Origin of the sequence: Tabrizicola flagellatus (assembly GCF_008271465.1) — a bacterium.
In the GTDB taxonomy this organism is placed as follows: domain Bacteria; phylum Pseudomonadota; class Alphaproteobacteria; order Rhodobacterales; family Rhodobacteraceae; genus Tabrizicola; species Tabrizicola flagellata.
This window is the reverse complement of record NZ_VMDU01000009.1, coordinates 64,096-83,002: the sequence shown is the minus strand read 5'-3', so window position 1 is coordinate 83,002 and position 18,907 is coordinate 64,096. Positions and strand designations below refer to the sequence as shown.

Genomic DNA, 18,907 nt, shown 5'->3' with positions numbered 1-18,907 from the left:
CCCCCCATGTTCAGCTATCAGCTTTACTCCTCGCGCAACTTCCCGCCGATGTCGCGGACCTTCGAGATGGTCTCGAAGGCGGGTTACACCGGCGTCGAAGGCTATGGCGCGCTTTACGCCGACGATGCGGCGGTCGCGGCGACGGCGGAGGGCCTGAAGGCCACGGGGCTGACGATGCCCACGGGGCATTTCGGCCTGCAGCAGCTGGAGACCGAGGTGGACAAGGTGCTCGGCATCGCCAAGGCGCTGAAGATGGAGCGGCTGTATTGCCCCTACATCATGCCTGACGACCGCCCGACCGATGCAGCGGGGTGGAAGGCCTTCGGCGCGCGGCTGCAGAAGGCGGGTGCGCCCTACAAGGCCGCCGGTTACGGGTTCGGCTGGCACAACCATGACTTCGAGTTCAAGGCCCTGCCCGACGGGTCCATGCCGCAGGACCGCATCTTCGAGGGGGGGCCGGGCCTTGAGTGGGAGATTGACGTGGCCTGGGTCATCCGGGGCGGCGCGGACCCGCTGTCCTGGATCGAGAAATACAAGGACCGGATCACCGCGGCGCATGTGAAGGACATCGCCCCGGCCGGGGAGAACAGGGACGAGGACGGCTGGTCGGACGTGGGGTACGGCACCGTGGACTGGAAAACGATCATGGCCGCGCTGCGCAGGATCGGGGTCAGGCACTTCGTCATGGAACACGACAACCCGAAGGACGACGCGCGGTTCGCAACCCGGTCCATCGCTTCGGCCAAAGCTTTCTGAGGAATGGGAAAAATGGCAAATCTTGGAATCGGGATCATCGGGGCGGGCAACATCTCCAGCGCCTATCTGCGGCTGGCGCCGCTGTTCAAGGGACTGGAGGTGCGGGCCGTCGCCGACGTGAACATGGAGGCGGCCAAGGCGCGGGCCGAGGAGTTCAACGTGAAGGCCCAGGGCGTCGATGACCTGCTGGCCAACAAGGACGTGGACGTGGTCATCAACCTGACCATCCCCGAGGCGCATTATCCGGTGACGAAGCGGATCCTCGAGGCGGGCAAACACGCCTATTCCGAAAAGCCGCTGGTTCTGACGCTGGAAGAGGGCAAGACCCTGCGCGATCTGGCGGCGTCGAAGGGGTTGGCCGTGGGCTGCGCGCCGGACACGTTCCTCGGCGGGGCGCATCAGCAGGCCCGCGCGCTGATCGACGAGGGCCGCGTCGGCACGATCACCACCGCGGTCGCCTGCGTGCAGAACCACGGGCCGGAGGGCTGGCACCCGAACCCGGAATTCTTCTTCCTGCCGGGCGCGGGGCCGATGCTGGATCTGGGGCCGTATTATGTGGCAAACCTGATCAACTTCCTCGGCCCGGTGCGCCGCGTGGGCGCGATCACCTCCTCGGCCACGCCGACCCGCACCATCGGCTCGGGCGCGCGGGCGGGGCAGCAGATCCCGGTCAAGACGCCGACGAACATCCACGCGCTGCTGGAGTTCCACAATGGCGCGGTGGTGAACCTGACGACCTCGTGGGACGTCTGGCACCACAAGCGCAACCATTTCGAGTTCTACGGCACCGAGGGCACGCTCTATGTCCCCGACCCGAACTTCTTCGGCGGCACGGTCGAGGTGGCGGACAAGGCCGGCACCCTGACCGAGGTCGCGCCCTGGGATCACCCGTTCGGCGTGCCGAACCAGGAGCATCCGCAGCGCGGGCCGCTCGCCAACTACCGCACGGCGGGCCTGGCCGACATGGTGGCGGCGCTGCAAGCGGGGCGCGATGCGCGGTGCAGCCTGGAGCGGACGCTGCACGGGGTGGACGTGATGACCGCCTGCCTGAAATCGGGCGAGACGGGGGAGTTTATCACCCTGACCACCACCTGCACCCGGCCGGCGGCGCTCTCGCCCGCGGAGGCGCGGGCGCTTCTGCGCTGAGAACCGGCCCGGACCCGGCACCTCCCTGCCGGGCGGGCCGTCACGGGCGGGGGGATTGAGGGGTCCCTCCGCCCGTATCCATGACAAGAGGTTGACGATGCTGGAAAACCCCGTGATCCGCGGCTTCAATGCCGACCCGAGCTTCTGCCGCGTGGGCGAGGACTATTACATCGCGACCTCGACCTTCGAATGGTATCCGGGGGTGCAGATCCACCACAGCCGCGACCTGGTGAACTGGCGGCTGGTCGCGCGTCCGTTGCGGCGGGCGAAGCAGCTGGACATGCGCGGCAACCCCGACAGCTGCGGCATCTGGGCACCCTGCCTGTCCTGGGCGGACGGGAAGTTCTGGCTGGTCTATACGGATGTCAAGCGGCTGGATGGCGCCTTCAAGGACGCGCACAACTACATCGTCACCTGCGAGACGGTGGACGGCGAGTGGTCGGACCCGATCTACGTCAATTCCTCGGGCTTCGACCCCTCGCTGTTCCACGACCGCGACGGGCGCAAGTGGTTCGTCAACATGCGCTGGAACCATCGGGGCAAGGGGACGGGGCTGAACCCGGCGCATGATGCCTTCGACGGGATCGAGTTGCAGGAATGGCACCCGGAGCAGGGCCTGATCGGCGAGGTGACGACGATCTACACCGGCACCGACCTCGGGCTGACCGAGGCGCCGCATCTGTTCTGGCATGACGGATACTACTACCTGACCACGGCCGAGGGCGGGACGGGCTATGACCATGCGGTCACGCTGGCGCGGTCGCGGGACATCCGGGGGCCTTACGAGACGCATCCGCAGAAACATGTGATCACCGCGCGGTTCAACCCGGAAAACCCGATCCAGCGGATGGGGCACGGGCAGTATGTCGAAGGCCACGACGGGCGGTTCTGGCATTCCTTCCTCTGCGGGCGGCCGCAGAAGGGTCCGCGCGGGTTGTTCTGCGCGACGGGGCGCGAGACGGGGCTGGCCGAGGTCGTGTGGCGCGATGGCTGGCTTTGGCTGAAGGACGGGGGCATGCTGCCGCCGACCACGGTCGATCTGCCGGTGGAGCGGGTCGTGCCCGGTCCCGTGGAGCATGATTTCACTGGCGCGGCCCTGCCGCCGGATTTCCAGTGGCTGCGCACGCCCGAGCCGGAGCGGATTTTCCGCATGACCGGCAGCGCCCTGCGGCTGATCGGGCGGGAAAGCCTGGGGTCCTGGTTCGAGCAGTCGCTGGTGGCGCGGCGGCAGGACGAGCCCTGCTACGAGGCGGAGTGCGATGTCCTGGCCGACCCGCCCAACTGGCAGCGGGCCGCGGGGCTGATCACCTATTACAACCGGCACAAGTTCCATGCGGCGCTGATCACGCGCGAGGGGGGCGAGCGGGTGGTGACACTGGTTTCCTGCCTCGGCGACTGGCCGGGCGAGGCGCTGACCTTCCACGGGCGGTTCCCGGTGGCCGAGGGCAAGGTGACGCTGGGGGTCAGCGTCGATCGGGCGGTGCAGCGGTTCCACGTGAACGGCGTGGCGGTCGGGCCGGAGCTCGATGCCTCGGTCGTGTCGGACGAGGGCGGGCGGGGAGAGCATGCGTCGTTCACCGGCGCCTTCGTCGGCGTGGTGGCGCATGACCTGACGGGGCAGGGCTGGACGGCGGATGTGACCCGCTTCCGCTATGCGCCCAAAGCGGATTGAGGAATTGCGTGGGCGGATTTGATCAACTCTTGATTGCCGGGTGGATGGCGTCATAAAGGGCGAAGCCGAAGGGAGCCCCGATGGACGCCGACACCCGCAAGATCCCGAGCCACGAGGTCACCTATGCGCGGCTGCGCGACATGATCCTGTTCGGGCATCTGGCGCCGGGCGCCCCGGTGACGATCCAGGGGCTGATTGCGGATCTCGGCGCCGGCATGACCCCGGTGCGCGAGGCGATCCGGCGGCTCACGGCCGAGGGCGCGCTGCTGCCGCAGGGCAACCGGCGGGTCGCGGTGCCGGAACTCTCGGCGGACCTTCTGGAGCAGGTGGCCTTTGCGCGGCTGGCGATCGAGCCGAAGCTGGCGGAACTGGCGGCCCCGAAGCTGAGGGCGGCTCAGATCGACCGGCTGGAGGCGATCGACGGGGCGGTGAACCGGGCCATCGAGGCAGGCAAGCTGCCGGATTACCTGGCGGCGAACCATGCCTTCCACTTCGCGCTCTACGAGGCGGCGGAGGCCCCGGTCCTGCTGGACCTCGCGCGGTCCCTGTGGCTGCGGGCCGGGCCGAGCCTGCGGGCGGTGATCGATCGATACGGCCGCGAGGCGGCACCGGACCTGCACCGCGAGGCGCTGGCGGCGATGCGGGCGGGGGATGCGGGGGCGCTGGCGCGGGCCATCCGGGAAGACATCCAGCAGGGCGTGGATCACGTCCGGCAGGCGCTGGTCGAGGGGCATTGACGGCTGTCGAATTGAGCGCTGACGCGCGAGGCTTCTGTCTCGTCGTCGGGGCTTGCGCCCTCCTCCTCGGGCGATGGGGGTTTCACCCCCAAACCCCCGAGAGTATTTGGGAAAAGGGCAAGAGAGCGGGCTGGGAGGTAATTTGATCAAATTTCTTGAACGCCAGCGTGTTTGATCATATCCTGTGGGCAAGACGGGGCATTCGGCCCTGCCGATTCCCGCGAGGTCTGCCCATGAACATGATCACCAACCACATGCCCACGGCCGAGTTGCAGCGGCTGGATGCAGCGCACCATTTCCATCCCTTCACCGACAAGGCGGGGCTGGCGGCCAAGGGCGCGCGGGTCATCACCCGGGGCGAGGGCGTCTGGCTCACCGACAGCGAGGGCCACAAGATCATCGACGGCATGGCGGGGCTCTGGTGCGTGAACATCGGCTACGGGCGCAAGGAACTGGCCCAGGTCGCGGCGCGGCAGATGGAGGAGCTGGCCTATTACAACACCTTCTTCCAGACGACGCATGTTCCCGCCATCGCGCTGGCGGCCGAGATCGCGAAGCTGGCCCCGGGTGACCTGAACCACGTCTTCTTCGCGGGCTCGGGGTCGGAAGCGAATGACACCAACATCCGCCTCGTGCGCCGCTACTGGGACGTGATGGGCAAGCCCTGGCGCAAGACCATCATCGCGCGGTGGAACGGCTATCATGGCTCGACCATGGGCGGTGGCAGCCTTGGGGGCATGAAGCCGATCCACGCCCACGGCGGCAAGATCGACGGGATCGAGCATATCGACCAGCCCTACTGGTGGGGCGAGGGCGGGGACATGACCGAGGACGAGTTCGGCCTGGCCCGTGCGCAGGAACTGGAGAAGAAGATCCTCGAGGTCGGACCCGACAACGTGGCCGCCTTCATCGGCGAGCCGATCCAGGGCGCGGGCGGCGTGATCGTGCCGCCCAGGACCTACTGGCCCGAAATCCAGCGCATCTGCGACAAGTACGGGATCCTCTTGATCGCCGACGAGGTCATCACCGGCTTCGGGCGGACCGGCAACTGGTTCGGGTCCCAGACCTTCGACATCAAGCCGCATATCATGACCATCGCCAAGGGCCTGTCCTCGGGCTATGCGCCGATCGGGGGCAGCATCGTCTGCGACGAGGTGGCGAATGTGGTTGGTGGGGCAGGGGAGTTCTTCCACGGCTACACCTACAGCGGCCACCCGGTCGCCTGCGCCGTGGCGCTGGAGAACCTGCGGATCATGCAGGACGAGAAGATCGTCGAACATGTCCGCGACGTGGCGCATCCTTACCTGAAAGAACGCTGGGAGGCGCTGACCGACCATCCGATGGTGGGCGAGGCCAAGCTGGTGGGCCTCATGGGTTCCATCGCGCTGACCCCGAACAAGGCGAAGCGGGCGAAGTTCGCCAGCGAGGCCGGAACCGTGGGTTACAAGACCCGCGAGCGCTGCTTTGCCAACAACCTGATCATGCGCCACGTGGGCGACCGGATGATCATCGCCCCGCCGCTGGTGATCAAGCCCGAGGAGATCGACGTGCTGATCGAGCGCGCAAAGAAATCCCTCGACGAAGCCTACCGGATCGTCAAGGACGAGGGTCTCTGGGCCGAGGCCTGAGGGCATCCTGCCGGGCCCCATGGACGGGCGGTCCTGCCGGTCCGTAACGGGGTCCGGGCGCTTTCCACTCGGCTTTCCGCTCCTGCCATGCCGGTATGGCCTGGGGCATCGGCCGGTGGCTGCAGCCCGGATGAGGAGTCTTCCCGTCACGTTGATGGCGGGCAACTTCGGAGATCGGAACCCGGCCCGTCCCCGTCCGGGCCTCGCAGGCGCCTGCAAGGGCCCGCAAACAGAGCGCGTCGGATTGCTTCATGCGCCAGAGGCGGGCGGCGATGTCAATGTCGCGCCCCGCGGCCTTGCCATCCATGCCGACCCTGATGCCGCGGGCGGTCAGCACGGTGACGAACTCGGTCGAGGTGAACGCCTGCCCCGGCGCCGCGGACCGATGCGGCAGGAATGTCGGGAGCGGGCTGCGGCGATGACATGCCCGTCTTCCGGTTCCCGGTCGGCAAAGAGCTTGCGCCCGATTTCCAGCGGCAGATCGGAGAGCTCGTCATGGCCTTTCCGGCCCCTGATTTCCTGGGCGACTGTCCTGGCTGGCTCCGGTTTCGAACCGGCCCAGCAGCGTGTCGAGCGCAGCCCGGCCGCCGTCGCCCTGCACCAGCTTTTCCTGGAAGACGTTCGACGACCCCATGAACTCGGCCACAAACCGCGTGCCGGGTGTGCGGTAGATTTCCGGCGGCCTACCGATCTGTCCGGTCGCACCACGGCGCATGATCACCGCGCGGTCGGCCATCGGGAACGCCCGGGAGCGGCCGTGCGTGACACAGACGAAGCTGATCCCGGTCTCGCGCTGCAGGGTCTCGGGCACGGACTGCATCCGCACCTTCTATGCTGCATCAAGCGCCGACAGAGGTTCGTCCAGCAACAGGATCTCGGGCTCTACCAGCAGCGACCGCGCCAGTGCCATGCGCTGCCTCTGGCCGCCGGACAACTGGCCGAAGGAGCGCTCGGCGAATTTGCTGATCTGCATCCGGTCCAGCCATTGGTCTGCCCGACGCCGCTCGGCCCTAGAAGGCCACGCTCCGCACGCAGCCGCACAACAGCTTTCTTCGGCGCTGCACTCTTGAATCCCGGCCGGATCTGCCCGCATCCGCCCGTTCCCGGGACAGGCCGTTGCCGGTGTCGCGATCGGCTCCCGCATCCGACGTCGCAGCGCAGTCTCGGCAACATCCGGGTCACGGACGGCCCTCGCAATGGCTACGCCCCGGTTCGTCCCCAGCACGACGGCCGCGAGCTTGAACTCACTGCTGAACTCTTATCTCGTCACGTCCGATTTCCGGATCCCTGGTCACGTTCTTGTCTCCCTGTCCACGAAACCGGCAGCAGGCCAGTGGCGAGGGAAGCCCCGGGGGGCAGGCCAGTCGTGCTGCGGCCTCCGGGTCGAATGTCTCCGAAGCCTTGTGCCGTCATCCCTGTGCCGATATCCGACCTTGCACAGGACGAACTCTGCCATGTATGCGATGCAACCATCGGTGCGCTTGCGCCAGGGTAGGGTGCCCACAGCCCCTCGTCCTCTTGTGAGGTCCGCGGCTTGGGAAACCGTCACGAACCGGGCGGGGACAAGGCGTTTCAAGGACGAACGACGCATGGGGGTCGCTGACAAAGAAATGCCGGACCGGGGGACCTCCTTGCAGCTTGGCCCCCACCGCCTCTCCGTCGCCCCCATGATGGACTGGACGGACCGGCATTGCCGCGTCTTTCACCGCCACATGACCCGGCGGGCGATGCTTTACACCGAGATGGTGACGGCCCCTGCCATCATCCATGGCCCGAAGGGTCGGCTTCTGGACTATTCCCCGATCGAACATCCCGTAGCCCTGCAACTCGGCGGTTCGGATCCGAGCGAGCTGGCCGAGGCGACCCGGATCGCGCGGAACTGGGGCTATGACGAGGTGAACCTCAACTGCGGCTGCCCCTCGGACCGGGTGCAGTCGGGCTGCTTCGGCGCGGTGCTGATGGAGCGTCCGGCGCTGGTGGCCGACTGCGTCCGCGCGATGCAGGGGGAAACCGATGCGCCGGTCACGGTGAAATGCCGGATCGGGGTGGACGAACAGGACCCCGAGACCGTCCTGCCCCATTTCATCGAGACCATCGCCGGGGCAGGGGTGCGGCATGTCATCGTCCATGCCCGCAAGGCCTGGCTTCAGGGCCTGTCGCCGAAGGAAAACCGCGAGATCCCGCCTCTGGACCACGACCTCGTGGTGCGGATGAAGCAGCGCTTCCCCGAACTGACCATCTGCATCAACGGCGGCATCACCTCGCTGGACCAGGTGCGGGCGCTGCTTGCGCGGGGGCTCGACGGGGTGATGATCGGCCGGGCGGCCTATCACGACCCGGCCTCGGTGCTGATCGGGGCCGATGCGCTGTGGGGCGAGGACTTCGCCCCTGATCCGGTCGCGGTGGTCGCGGCGATGCGGCCCTATATCGCCGACCACCTCGCCGCGGGCGGCCGGCTGCACCAGGTCACCCGGCACATGCTGGGGCTCTTCACCGGCCGGCCCGGCGCGCGGGGGTGGCGGCGCATCCTGTCCGAACGCGCCAGCCGCGACGGAGCGGGGCTCGAGGTGCTGGACGCCGCCCTCGCCGAGGTTCAGGCCAGGGCCGCCTGACGCGGGATCAGCCGCGACAGGACCAGAGCGATCAGCCCGCAGGCCGCGATCGCCGCCAGCATCGGCAGGACGGTGCCGTCAAGGAAGGGCCCCGCCGCAGCGACGAGGACGCCCGCCGCCACCATCTGCATCGTGCCCCCCAGTGACGAGGCGAGCCCCGCGATGTCGCCGTGGTCCTCCAGCGCCTGCACTTGAGCCGTGGGCAGGATCACGCCCAGGAAGATGTTGCCCACGAACAGCGTGGTCATCGTCGCGGGCAGGCTCGCCAGCCCTGCCAGCGCCAGGCCGAAGCCCGCGAAGGTAGCCAGCGCAAAGCCGACCGTCGCCCCGGCGATCATCCGCAGCGTGCCCAGCCGCTGCGCCAGGGTCGAGGCGAACTGCGAGGCGGCGAAGAAGCCGATGGCGTTCACTGCGAAGGCCAGCGAGAACTGGGTGGGGGTCAGGCCGAACTCCTGCCGGTAGACGAAGGCGGCGCTGGCGATGAAGACGAAGAAGCTGGCGAAGGCAAAGCCCGCCAGGAAGGTCATCACCATGAAGCCCCGGTCGGCAAGCAGGAGCCGCGTTCCCGACCGGAAGGCCGCAAGGTCGAAGTGCTGCCGGTTGGCGTCCGTCAAGGTCTCCGGGACAGCGAAGTGGATCAGGAAAAAGCTCAGACAGGCCGCAGCCAGCAGCGCCCAGAAGATCAGCCGCCAGTCTCCCAGGGCCAGCAGTCCCGCCCCGGACAACGGGGCGAGCAGGGGCGAGACCGCGATCACGATCATGATGGTGGACATCATCCGTGTCGCCTTCGGGCCGGTGGCCAGGTCGCGGATCACCGCGCGCAGCACCACCATGTTCGCCGCCCCGCCAAGGCCCTGCACCATCCGCCCGGCGATCAGCCAGCCGATCGAGGGCGCAACCGCGCACATGACCGTGCCAGCGATGAACAGCGCGAGTCCGGCATAGAGCGGCGGCTTCCGCCCCGCCTGATCGGCCCAGGGCCCATAGACCAGCTGCGCGAGGCCGAAGGTGACGAAATAGCCGACGATGGTCCACTGCACCGCCTGCTGGTCCACCGCCAGGTCGCGCCCGATCTCGGGCATCGCGGGCAGATACATGTCGATGGCAAAGGGGCCGACGGCGGCCACGAGGCCGAGGATGACCGACATCAGGGTCAGGGACACGGGGCGTGGCATCGGGGATTCTCCTTGGGCAGGCGCGCTGCATACCAGATGGTATCTTCCGGCACCAGAGCACATCTGCGGCGGTCGATGGGGTGCAGGGGCAGACCGCCCCGTGCCGGTGACCACTGGCAGAGCCTGCCGCTCCGGGCTATGTCGGGGAACCGGATGCAAGGTGACCCATGCCCGACCTTTCGCTTCTCCTGCCGATGATCGCCGCCCTGGTCGTGATCGGCGCCTTCGCCGGGGTGATCGGCGGCCTTCTCGGCGTCGGCGGCGGGATCGTCCTGGTGCCGGCCTTTTTCTACGCCTTCGGCCATCTCGGCTATGGCGGGGGGCAGCTGATGCAGGTTTGCGTCGCGACCTCGATGGCGACCATTGTCGTCACCTCGCTGCGCTCGGTCTCCTCGCACAACAGGAAGGGCGCGGTGGACTGGGAGGTGCTGAAGACCTGGGGGCCGGCTCTGGTGATCTCGGCCGCCATCGGCACCTATGTCGCGGGCAAGGTCTCCTCGACGACGCTGCAGGCCGTGTTCGGGGCGCTGGCGGGGCTTGCCGGGCTCTGGATGGCCTTCGGGCGCGACCACTGGCGTCTGGGCGACCGCATGCCCGGTGAGCCGCTGCGGAGCACCCTGGCCGGCTCGGTCGGCTTCTTCTCGGCGATGATGGGGATCGGCGGCGGCACCTTCGGCGTGCCGCTGATGACGCTTTACGGCCTGCCGATCCACCGGGCGGTCGCCACCGCCTCGGGCTTCGGCGTGCTGATCGCCGTGCCCTCGGTGCTGGGCTTCCTCCTCCTGCCCGTGGCCGAGGCGCCGCCCTGGACCATCGGAGCGGTCAACCTCCCCGCCTTCCTCGTCGTCATCGGCACCACGCTCCTGACCACGCCGCTGGGCGTGCGGCTTGCCCATGCGATGAACCCCAAGCCCCTGAAGCGCGCCTTCGCGATCTTCCTGACGCTGGTCGCGCTCAACATGCTGCGCAAGGTCCTGGGATGGTAGACGCGGCGGCCGCGCGCGGCTGGTGCAGGATCGGCCCCGACCCGGCCATCGCCGCCTGGGCCGCCGCCGCCCGCGCGGCTGCCCTCGACACGCTCGCCGCCACGGAGGAACCCTGGCGCTGCGGCGGCACCTGGTTCGTCGGTGTCGATGCCCTGCCGAACGGACCCGACGGCGCGATCGGCGGCACGCCCTTCCCCTGGTCGGTCCTGCCGCTTGCCCCCGAACCCCTGCACCGGGCCCAGCTGTCGGTGATCCGCCCCGGCTATCCCCGACCCTCGCCCGAGGAAACGCCGACCGCCTTCGCCTTCCGCCGCGACCGGGACGCCGCGCATCTCGACGGTCTCCTGCCCATCGGCCCGACCCGCGCCCGGATGGTCAAGGAGCCCCATGCCTGGATCCTCGGCCTGCCGCTGAACGACACCGCCGCTTCTCCGCTCACCGTCTGGGAGGGCAGCCACGACCTCCTCCGCGCCGCGCTGCGACAGGCGCTGGCGCCGCACCCGCCGGACATCTGGGGCGAGATCGACATCACCGCGGCCTACCAGGCCGCCCGCCGCCAGGTCTTCGCTTCCTGCCGCCGGGTCGAACTGCCCGCCCGGCCGGGCGAGGCGACCCTGCTCCACCGCCTGACCCTGCACGGAGTGGCGCCCTGGAGGCCAGAGGACACGGCCCCGCCCGAAGGCCGGATGATCGCCTATTTCCGCCCGCAGCTCGCCAGCGTCCGGGACTGGCTGACCGCAGCCTGACTTGCCCTTTTGCGAAATACTCTCTGGGGGTCCGGGGGGCGAAGCGCCCCCGGTCGCGGCCGGTCAGGCAGCAGGAGGCCCGACTAGCGCTCCATCCGGGCCATCCGCCCGCCGCGCCGCTTCTGCAAGCGCGGCGCGCGGCCCGGCAATTCGGCCATCACCGCCGCGCGCTCCTCGTGGGTCAGGCGCGACCACTGGCTGATCTCGTCGATGGTGCGGTAGCAGCCGACGCAGATCCGCTCTTCGGGGTGGACGACGCACAGCTTGACGCAAGGCGAGGCGATCTCGTCGCGCTTCCAGACATCGTCCTTCACGGCTCACTCCGCCCCAAATGCGCCATACGGTCCAGCGCGCCTTGCAGGATATAGCCCGCCGCCACCTGGTCGATCACCTCTTTCCGACGCTTTCGCGACGTATCCGCCTCCAGCAGTGCCCTTTCTGCCGCAACGGTGGACAGACGCTCGTCCCAATAGCAGATCGGCAGCGCGGTGAGCTTCTCCAGGTTGCGCGCGAAGGCCTGGGTGGACTGCACCCGGGGGCCCGCGCTGCCGTCCATGTTCAGCGGCAACCCCAGAACGATTCCCGCCGCCTCGCGCGCCGCCAGCAGCGCCAGCAGCTTTCCGGCATCAAGCGTGAACTTCTCGCGCCGGATCACCTCGACCGGCGTCGCCACCTGCCGCCGAAGGTCCGACAGCGCGACTCCGATGGTATGGGTGCCGAGGTCCAGCCCGGCGATCGCCCGGTTCGGCGGCAGGGCGGCGGCGAACTCTTCCACCGAGGCGCAGATCACGGGGTCAACCCGGTTTCCACCGCCGCCTGACGCAGGAAGGACAGCTCCGCCGGCCGGCCCTCGAATTTCGCCTTGGCCTCGTCGTAGATCGTCTGCGCCTCCTCCAGCCGCTCCAGCACCGCCAGCGAACGGATCAGCCGGTTCCATTCCTCGACCGTCCCGCCCTCGGTCGCCAGCCGGTCGGACAGCTGCGCCACCATGCCCTCGATCATCGCCTGGCGGTCCTCGGCCGACATCTCGCCCGCCGCCGCCATGTCCGCCGCCGAGGGGCCGCGCATCCCGCCGGCCGCGCCCGGCAGGGCATAGCGGATGCCGGCCAGTTCCGCGACCGAGGCGATCCGCTCGCGTATCGAGGCGGTCCAGGGCGCCTCGGGATTGCCCTGCTCGGCCAGCGGGCGCCAGAAGCGGAAGGCCTGGTCGAAGCGGCCGCCCTGCACGAACATCTCGCCCACCAGATAGCGCGCCAGCTCGTTCGTCATGTCGGCCTGAAGGCTCGCACGCAGCGCGGCCTCGGCCTCGGGCGAGACATAGCCGCCTGCCTCGGCCACCAGGGCCAGCGCGAGGTTGGCGTGGTCGTTCGATCCGGCCTGTTCGCCCAGCACGGCGATCAGCCGCTCCTGCACCCGGACGGCCGTCTGAAGGTCCCCCGACTCGAAGGCCTGCCGGAAGCGTCCGCGCAAGGTCTCGGGATCGGTGATCCCGGCCAGTTCGGCCGCCAGCGCCTGATCCTTGGTCGCGTCGCGCGACCGGCCCGTGGCGGCAAGCTCCGCCTCCTGCGAGGGACGGTTGGCGATGCCCTCGTCCAGAGCCGCCAGCCGCGGCTTCAGCGCCATGTCGGGATAGCCCGGCGCGCCCAGCCACCAGTAGGTCGCAAGCGCCCCCGGCAGCATCACGGCAGCGATCAGCGCCGGAACCGCCGCCGGAACACCGGCCCGCGACCGGACGGCAGCCTTGCCCTCTGCCGCCTCCGGGGCGCCGGTTGCGCCCCGTTTGCGGTCCGCATCCAGCAGCCGCTTGCCGACCTCGGCGCGCAGCCGCGCGGCCTCGTCGGGGCCGATGGTGCCGCGCGCAAGATCGCGTTCGATCTCGGCGAACTGGTCGCGGTAAACCGACAGGTCGGCATCAGGGCCAGCATCGGACGCCGGTGCCTTGCGCAGGGCCGCCAGCAGCACCGCCGCGACCAGGGCCGCAAGACCGGTAGCCACCGTCCAGAACATCCAGCCCGTCATCGCCTGTTGTGCCCCCTGCCTGTCGCGTCGGACATAGTCGTTTAAGGACGGCCAAGAAAGGGGCATTCGGCCGCACGGCACCATTCTTGCCGGCTGGCCCGCTGCCGGCTGCACGTCATGTCGCAATTTTCCCGATTGCGCCGCAGGCGGATTTGGCTGCACTCCGCAACTCATCCAAGACATGGCAGCCGACTCCTGTCTGGCGACCCCGTCCTTCAAGAGGCCACGATGAAGCGCTACTCGGTCTTTGCCATTGCCCGCGAGGCAGCCCGCTACCACCTGGGTTGGGAACGCGCCTGGGCCTCGCCAGAGCCCAGGGCGTCCTACGACGCGATCATCGTGGGGGCAGGGGGGCACGGCCTTGCGACCGCCTACTACCTGGGCAAGAACCACGGCATCACCAATGTCGCGGTGATCGAGAAGGGCTGGCTCGGCGGCGGCAACACCGGACGCAACACCACGATCATCCGGTCGAACTATCTTCAGGACTCCTCGGCCGCGATCTACGAGAAGTCTCGCAGCCTCTACGAGACGCTCAGCCAGGAGCTGAACTACAACGTGATGTTCAGCCCCCGCGGCGTGATGATGCTGGCCCAGACCCATCACGAGGTGCGCGGCTACCAGCGCACCGCCCATGCCAATGCCCTGCAAGGGGTGGCGACCGAATTCATCACGCCGCAACGGGTGAAGGAGCTCTGCCCGATCCTGAACATCGACGGCCCCCGCTATCCGGTCCTCGGGGCTCTCTGGCAGCCGCGCGGCGGCACCGGGCGGCACGATGCCGTCGCCTGGGGCTATGCGCGCGCCTGTTCGGCCATGGGCATGCACATCATCCAGAACTGCGAGGTCAAGGGCGTCCGGTCCGAAAACGGCCAGGTGACCGGGGTCGAGACCACGAAGGGCTTCATCGGTTGCAAGAAGCTGGGGCTGGTCGTCGCCGGCCATTCCGGCCAGTTGGCCGAGATGGCGGGCTTCCGTCTGCCGATCGAGGCGGTGGCGCTTCAGGCGCTGGTCTCCGAGCCGATCAAGCCCTGCATGGACGTGGTCGTCATGGCCAACACCGTCCACGGCTACATGTCGCAATCCGACAAGGGCGAGATGGTGATCGGCGGCGGCACCGACGGGTTCAACAACTACACCCAACGCGGCAGCTTCCACCACATCGAGGAGACGCTTCGCGCCCTGGTGGAAACCTTCCCGATCATCAGCCGGCTCAAGATGCTGCGCCAGTGGGGCGGCATCGTGGACATGACCGGCGACCGCTCGCCCATCATCTCGAAGACGCCGCTGGGCAACTGCTTCATCAACTGCGGCTGGGGCACCGGCGGGTTCAAGGCAATCCCCGGCTCGGGCTGGGCGATGGCGGAACTCATGGCCAAGGGCGAACCCGGCCCCCTGGCGGCCGAGTTCAACATGTGGCGCTTCAAGGAAGGCCAGTTCATCGACGAATCCGTCGCGGCCGGGGTGGCGCACTGATGCCCGCCCCGCGCCCGACCCCGAAAGCATCCCGCAACGGAGACGCAGCATGCTGATCCTCGAATGTCCCTACTGCGGCGTGAAGGCCGAAGAGACCGAGCTTTCCCCCGGCTACGAGGCGCATCTGAAGCGCTTCGGCCCCGGCTCCACTCCCGAGGAGTTCGAGGCCTACATGTTCGCTCGCAAGAACCCCAAGGGCGTGCATTTCGAACGCTGGCGTCACACCTACGGCTGCGGCAAGTGGTTCCTCGCCGCGCGCTGCACCGCCACGCTCGAGGTGTTCGGGACCTACCCTGCGCAGGTCTCCGAACCGCCCGCCGACATTATCGCGAAGATCCAGGCCCGCCGTCCCGACTGGCGGCCTGACTGGAAGGACACGAAATGAGCACGCGCCTCGCCAGGGGCGGCCGGCTGATCGACCGGACCGCGCCCGTCGAATTCACCTTCAATGGCAAGCGTTTCCGGGGTTTCCGGGGCGATACGCTGGCCGCGGGACTTCTGGCCAACGACCAGATGCTCGTGGGCCGCAGCTTCAAGTATCATCGTCCCCGCGGCATCGTCGCCTCGGGGCCGGAAGAGCCGAATGCGCTCGTGAACCTCGGCACCGGCGCCCGGCTGGAACCGAACCAACGCACCACCACAACCGAGCTCTTCGACGGGCTGGAATGCACCTCGCAGAACCACTGGCCCAGCCTCGACTTCGACGTGGGCGTGGTGAACAACTACGCCGCGCGCTTCCTGCCGGCGGGGTTCTACTACAAGACCTTCATCCACCCGCGTCCGTTCTGGAAACACGTCTTCGAGCCGGTCATCCGCCGCTCCGCCGGTCTCGGCAAGGCGCCGACGCAACCGGACGCCGACCGCTATGAACAGGCATATGTCTTCTGCGACCTGCTGGTCGTGGGGGCGGGGGTCGCGGGCCTGAAGGCCGCGAAGGCCGCCGCCGACAAGGGCCAGCGCGTGATCCTTCTGGAACAGGCCCCGGTGATCGGCGGCCGCGCCCCGGTGGACCAGACCGAGGTGGACGGCCAGCCGGTCGAGGCCTGGCTGTCGGCGATGGAGGCCGACCTCCTCGCGCGCGACAACGTGACCCTGCGCACCCGCACCTGCGGCTTCGGGGTCTATGACCACGGCTATGTCCTGGCCGACGAGCGCGTGGCCGACCACACCCCCGGCGACGGGCGCCCGAAGCACCGCCTCTGGCGGATCCGCGCGGGGCGGATCATCGCCGCGACCGGGGCCATCGAGCGGCCCTTGTCCTTTGCCGGCAACGACATTCCCGGCGTCATGCTCGCCTCGGCGGTGCGCGACTATGTGGTGAACTATGCCGTCTCGCCGGGCGACCGCACGGTCGTCGTCACCAACAACGACTCGGCCTATCAGACCGCGCTGGCGCTGAAGGCGGCGGGGCTGGACGTGCCCGCCATCCTCGATGCGCGCGAGACCGCCGACGGCGCCCTGCCGCAGGCCGCCCGCGCCGCCGGGATCCGCGTGCTGACCGGCAAGGCCATCGCCAAGGTCAAGGGCGGGAAGCGCGTCACCGGCGTCGCCGTCTGCGCCCAGGCGGGCGAGGGCACGGTGCAGGAAGAGATCGCCTGCGAGGCCGTCGCCATGTCGGGCGGCTGGTCGCCCGTGGTGCATCTGTGGAGCCACTGCGGCGGCAAGCTGCTCTGGGACGAGACGATCTCGGCCTTTGTCCCCGACCCGAAGCGCCCGCCGCTGAACCATGACGGCAGCGCCATGGTCGAATGCGTCGGTGCGGCGGCGGGCGATCTCGACCTGTCGGGCAAGCCGGCGGCGATCCCGCCGGTCTGGGTCATGCCGCAGGGTGCGCCGGTCCAGTTGCGCAACAAGATGTGGCTCGACTACCAGAACGACGTGAAGGTTTCGGACGTGCAGCTCGCCAGCCGCGAGGGCTATGTCTCGGTCGAACACACCAAGCGCTATACCACGCTGGGCATGGCAACGGATCAGGGAAAACTGAGCAATATCAACGGTCTCGCCGTGCTTGCTGAGTCTCTGGGTGAAGAGATTCCGCAGGTCGGCACCACCACCTTCCGCCCGCCCTACACCCCCGTCACCATCGGCGCGCTGGCCGGCGAGGCTCGGGGCGAGATCTTCCAGCCGCTGCGCCGCACGCCCATGCACGCGGCGCACGAGAAGGCCGGGGCCTATTTCGAACCCGTCGGCCTCTGGCGCCGCCCCTACTGCTTCCCGCGCGCCGGCGAGACGCATGAACAGGCCGTCCACCGCGAGGTCCTGAACACGCGGACCAACCTCGGCCTCCTGGACGCCTCCACGCTCGGCAAGATCATCGTCAAGGGCCCGGATGCCGGGAAGTTCCTCGACATGCTCTACACCGGCGTGATGTCCACGCTGCCCGTCGGCAAGTGCCGCTACGGGTTGATGTGCAACGAACAGGGCTTCCTGATCGACGACGGCGTGGTCGCCCGGATCGACGAGGACACCTGGCTCTGCCACACCACCTCCGGCGGGGCCGACCGCATCCACGCCTGGATGGAGGACTGGCTGCAATGCGAATGGTGGGACTGGCAGGTCTATACCGCCAATGTCACCGAGCAATATGCCCAGGTCGCCGTGGTGGGGCCCAACGCGAGGAAACTCCTGCAAGTCCTTGGCGGCATGGATGTCTCCAAGGAGGCGCTGCCCTTCATGCAATGGGCGGACGGCAAGCTGGCCGGCTTCCCGGTCCGGGTTTACCGGATCAGCTTCTCGGGCGAACTGTCCTATGAAATCGCCGTCCCTGCCAGCCATGGCGCGGCCTTCTGGGAGGCCTGCATGGAGGCCGGGAAGGCCCTCGGCGCGATGCCCTACGGCACCGAATGCCTCCATATCATGCGGGCCGAGAAGGGCTTCATCATGATCGGTGACGAGACCGACGGCACCGTCATTCCGCAGGACCTCGGCCTCGACTGGGCGATCTCGAAGAAGAAGGCCGACTACCTGGGCAAGCGCGGGCAGGAACGGACCTATCTCGCCAGCCCCGACCGCTGGAAGCTCGTCGGCTTCGAGACGCTGGACGGCTCCGTCATTCCGGACGGCAGCTACATCGTCGCCGAGGGCGTCAACGCCAACGGCCAGCGCAACACTCAGGGCCGCGTGACCTCGACCTACTATTCGCCGACGCTGAAGCGCGGCATCGCCATGGGTCTGCTGAAGCACGGGCCGCAGCGGATGGGCGAAGTGGTGGAGTTCAACACCGTCGCCGGCGGCACGGTGAAGGCGCGGGTGCGCGACACCGTGTTCTACGACAAGGATGGGGAGAAGCAGAATGTCTGACCCGGTTTCCGCGCTGAACGGCGCCAGCTTCCAGGGCTTTGCCACCATCCGGGAAATCGGCCCCCTGGGCATGATAACCCTGCGCGCCAGGGGGCTGAAATCGCTGGACAAGGCGATAAAGGCGGTGACGGGGACGAAGGTTCCCGCGCCGCGCCGGATCGAGATCAGGGGCGACCATGCCTGCGGCTGGATGAGCCCCGACGAATATCTGCTGATGCTGCCCTATGCCGAGGTCGGCGAGGCGATGGCAAAACTCGCCAAGGCGCTGGCGGGGGAACATCACCTGGCCGTCGATGTCTCGGACGCGCGCGCGGTCTTCCGCATCGAGGGCGACAAGGCCGACCAGGTCCTGCGCAAGCTGATGCCGGTGGATTTCGACCGGCTGGAACCGGGCGAGTTGCGCCGCAGCCGCGCGGCCCAGGTCGCGGCGGCGATCTGGCAGCAGGATCAGGGCTTTACGCTGGTCTGCTTCCGGTCGGTCGCAAGTTACGTCATGGGCCTTCTGACCCATTCGGCCCAGCCCGGCAGCGAGCTCTAGCCGCCCCAGGCGCCTCTGGCCGGGACGATGGCCCCGGCCGCACCGCCACGCCGTGGAACCCGACCCGGCCCGGCCGCGTTGATCCCGGCCGGTTGCCCTTGACCTTCCGGCCGCGA

18 protein-coding genes are annotated in these 18,907 nt (G+C 68.5%); 12 read left to right on the top strand and 6 right to left on the bottom strand.

Features of this window, described 5'->3' with window-relative positions:
• Positions 1-6: 6 nt before the first annotated feature.
• The 5 genes from FL625_RS12840 to FL625_RS12820 all read left to right on the top strand — a co-directional run bounded on the left by FL625_RS12840 (position 7) and on the right by FL625_RS12820 (position 5,939).
• Entirely contained in the window at positions 7-756 is a 750-nt protein-coding gene (locus tag FL625_RS12840) for a sugar phosphate isomerase/epimerase family protein (RefSeq protein WP_149589078.1), read from the top strand.
• Between the two features lie 12 nt (positions 757-768).
• The gene (locus FL625_RS12835) at positions 769-1,902 is read left to right on the top strand and encodes a Gfo/Idh/MocA family protein (protein WP_149589077.1); all 1,134 of its coding nucleotides are present in this window, start codon (positions 769-771) and stop codon (positions 1,900-1,902) included.
• 97 nt (positions 1,903-1,999) lie between these two features.
• Positions 2,000-3,574 (top strand): glycoside hydrolase family 43 protein, encoded by a 1,575-nt coding sequence (locus FL625_RS12830; RefSeq protein WP_149589076.1) that lies wholly within the window; start codon positions 2,000-2,002, stop codon positions 3,572-3,574.
• A gap of 80 nt (positions 3,575-3,654) precedes the next feature.
• Complete coding sequence (locus FL625_RS12825) at positions 3,655-4,311, top strand: GntR family transcriptional regulator (RefSeq protein ID WP_149589075.1); 657 nt, start codon at positions 3,655-3,657, stop codon at positions 4,309-4,311.
• A gap of 233 nt (positions 4,312-4,544) precedes the next feature.
• Positions 4,545-5,939, top strand: coding sequence for an aspartate aminotransferase family protein (locus FL625_RS12820; protein WP_149589074.1), 1,395 nt, complete (start codon positions 4,545-4,547; stop codon positions 5,937-5,939).
• A 493-nt stretch (positions 5,940-6,432) separates the two neighbouring features.
• Here the strand turns inward: FL625_RS12820 and FL625_RS18590 are convergent, their stop codons facing one another.
• Together FL625_RS18590 and FL625_RS18585 are read right to left on the bottom strand one after the other, a co-directional pair.
• The gene (locus FL625_RS18590) at positions 6,433-6,750 is read right to left on the bottom strand and encodes an ATP-binding cassette domain-containing protein (RefSeq protein WP_354001255.1); all 318 of its coding nucleotides are present in this window, start codon (positions 6,748-6,750) and stop codon (positions 6,433-6,435) included.
• An 18-nt stretch (positions 6,751-6,768) separates the two neighbouring features.
• Positions 6,769-7,032 (bottom strand): ATP-binding cassette domain-containing protein, encoded by a 264-nt coding sequence (locus tag FL625_RS18585; protein WP_354001254.1) that lies wholly within the window; start codon positions 7,030-7,032, stop codon positions 6,769-6,771.
• 517 nt (positions 7,033-7,549) lie between these two features.
• On the opposite strand from FL625_RS18585, the gene dusA reads away from it, so the two are divergent.
• On the top strand, positions 7,550-8,551 hold the full coding sequence (dusA, locus tag FL625_RS12810; protein ID WP_149589073.1) for a tRNA dihydrouridine(20/20a) synthase DusA: 1,002 nt from the start codon (positions 7,550-7,552) through the stop codon (positions 8,549-8,551).
• Here dusA and FL625_RS12805 read toward each other — a convergent pair.
• A complete protein-coding gene (locus tag FL625_RS12805) occupies positions 8,533-9,726 on the bottom strand; it encodes a multidrug effflux MFS transporter (RefSeq protein ID WP_149589072.1) in 1,194 nt (397 codons plus the stop codon). The genes dusA and FL625_RS12805 overlap by 19 nt on opposite strands.
• A gap of 167 nt (positions 9,727-9,893) precedes the next feature.
• On the opposite strand from FL625_RS12805, the gene FL625_RS12800 reads away from it, so the two are divergent.
• Both FL625_RS12800 and FL625_RS12795 read left to right on the top strand, forming a co-directional pair.
• Complete coding sequence (locus FL625_RS12800; RefSeq protein ID WP_149589071.1) at positions 9,894-10,712, top strand: sulfite exporter TauE/SafE family protein; 819 nt, start codon at positions 9,894-9,896, stop codon at positions 10,710-10,712.
• Positions 10,706-11,458: a hypothetical protein gene (locus FL625_RS12795; protein ID WP_149589070.1), complete on the top strand. Its 753-nt coding sequence runs from the start codon at positions 10,706-10,708 to the stop codon at positions 11,456-11,458. The genes FL625_RS12800 and FL625_RS12795 overlap by 7 nt, the downstream gene beginning before the upstream one ends.
• Positions 11,459-11,541: 83 nt before the next feature.
• Here FL625_RS12795 and FL625_RS12790 read toward each other — a convergent pair whose 3' ends face one another.
• From FL625_RS12790 to ccmI, 3 genes are read right to left on the bottom strand one after another with little or no spacing between them, the layout of a single operon-like run.
• Positions 11,542-11,772, bottom strand: coding sequence for a DUF1289 domain-containing protein (locus FL625_RS12790; RefSeq protein WP_149589069.1), 231 nt, complete (start codon positions 11,770-11,772; stop codon positions 11,542-11,544).
• Positions 11,769-12,248, bottom strand: coding sequence for a Holliday junction resolvase RuvX (ruvX, locus tag FL625_RS12785; protein ID WP_149589068.1), 480 nt, complete (start codon positions 12,246-12,248; stop codon positions 11,769-11,771). The genes FL625_RS12790 and ruvX overlap by 4 nt, the downstream gene beginning before the upstream one ends.
• On the bottom strand, positions 12,245-13,477 hold the full coding sequence (gene ccmI / locus FL625_RS12780; RefSeq protein ID WP_160147778.1) for a c-type cytochrome biogenesis protein CcmI: 1,233 nt from the start codon (positions 13,475-13,477) through the stop codon (positions 12,245-12,247). The genes ruvX and ccmI overlap by 4 nt, the downstream gene beginning before the upstream one ends.
• Positions 13,478-13,705: 228 nt before the next feature.
• Between ccmI and FL625_RS12775 the strand changes: the two genes are divergently transcribed.
• From FL625_RS12775 to FL625_RS12760, 4 genes are read left to right on the top strand one after another with little or no spacing between them, the layout of a single operon-like run.
• Positions 13,706-14,953: a sarcosine oxidase subunit beta family protein gene (locus FL625_RS12775; RefSeq protein WP_149589066.1), complete on the top strand. Its 1,248-nt coding sequence runs from the start codon at positions 13,706-13,708 to the stop codon at positions 14,951-14,953.
• Between the two features lie 49 nt (positions 14,954-15,002).
• The gene (locus FL625_RS12770; RefSeq protein ID WP_149589065.1) at positions 15,003-15,338 is read left to right on the top strand and encodes a sarcosine oxidase subunit delta; all 336 of its coding nucleotides are present in this window, start codon (positions 15,003-15,005) and stop codon (positions 15,336-15,338) included.
• Complete coding sequence (locus tag FL625_RS12765) at positions 15,335-18,253, top strand: sarcosine oxidase subunit alpha family protein (protein ID WP_149589064.1); 2,919 nt, start codon at positions 15,335-15,337, stop codon at positions 18,251-18,253. The genes FL625_RS12770 and FL625_RS12765 overlap by 4 nt, the downstream gene beginning before the upstream one ends.
• Positions 18,246-18,791, top strand: coding sequence for a sarcosine oxidase subunit gamma (locus FL625_RS12760; RefSeq protein WP_149589063.1), 546 nt, complete (start codon positions 18,246-18,248; stop codon positions 18,789-18,791). The genes FL625_RS12765 and FL625_RS12760 overlap by 8 nt, the downstream gene beginning before the upstream one ends.
• Positions 18,792-18,907 lie beyond the last annotated feature (116 nt).

Excerpts from the sequence above, each read along its gene's own strand:
- FL625_RS12840 (WP_149589078.1), top strand. The coding sequence starts at position 7 with ATGTTCAGCTATCAGCTTTACTCCTCGCGCAACTTCCCGCCGATGTCG.
- FL625_RS12835 (WP_149589077.1), top strand. The coding sequence starts at position 769 with ATGGCAAATCTTGGAATCGGGATCATCGGGGCGGGCAACATCTCCAGC.
- FL625_RS12830 (WP_149589076.1), top strand. The coding sequence starts at position 2,000 with ATGCTGGAAAACCCCGTGATCCGCGGCTTCAATGCCGACCCGAGCTTC.
- FL625_RS12825 (WP_149589075.1), top strand. The coding sequence starts at position 3,655 with ATGGACGCCGACACCCGCAAGATCCCGAGCCACGAGGTCACCTATGCG.
- FL625_RS12820 (WP_149589074.1), top strand. The coding sequence starts at position 4,545 with ATGAACATGATCACCAACCACATGCCCACGGCCGAGTTGCAGCGGCTG.
- FL625_RS18585 (WP_354001254.1), bottom strand. The coding sequence starts at position 7,032 with ATGCGGGCAGATCCGGCCGGGATTCAAGAGTGCAGCGCCGAAGAAAGC.
- dusA (WP_149589073.1), top strand. The coding sequence starts at position 7,550 with ATGCCGGACCGGGGGACCTCCTTGCAGCTTGGCCCCCACCGCCTCTCC.
- FL625_RS12805 (WP_149589072.1), bottom strand. The coding sequence starts at position 9,726 with ATGCCACGCCCCGTGTCCCTGACCCTGATGTCGGTCATCCTCGGCCTC.
- FL625_RS12800 (WP_149589071.1), top strand. The coding sequence starts at position 9,894 with ATGCCCGACCTTTCGCTTCTCCTGCCGATGATCGCCGCCCTGGTCGTG.
- FL625_RS12795 (WP_149589070.1), top strand. The coding sequence starts at position 10,706 with ATGGTAGACGCGGCGGCCGCGCGCGGCTGGTGCAGGATCGGCCCCGAC.
- ccmI (WP_160147778.1), bottom strand. The coding sequence starts at position 13,477 with ATGACGGGCTGGATGTTCTGGACGGTGGCTACCGGTCTTGCGGCCCTG.
- FL625_RS12775 (WP_149589066.1), top strand. The coding sequence starts at position 13,706 with ATGAAGCGCTACTCGGTCTTTGCCATTGCCCGCGAGGCAGCCCGCTAC.
- FL625_RS12770 (WP_149589065.1), top strand. The coding sequence starts at position 15,003 with ATGCTGATCCTCGAATGTCCCTACTGCGGCGTGAAGGCCGAAGAGACC.
- FL625_RS12765 (WP_149589064.1), top strand. The coding sequence starts at position 15,335 with ATGAGCACGCGCCTCGCCAGGGGCGGCCGGCTGATCGACCGGACCGCG.
- FL625_RS12760 (WP_149589063.1), top strand. The coding sequence starts at position 18,246 with ATGTCTGACCCGGTTTCCGCGCTGAACGGCGCCAGCTTCCAGGGCTTT.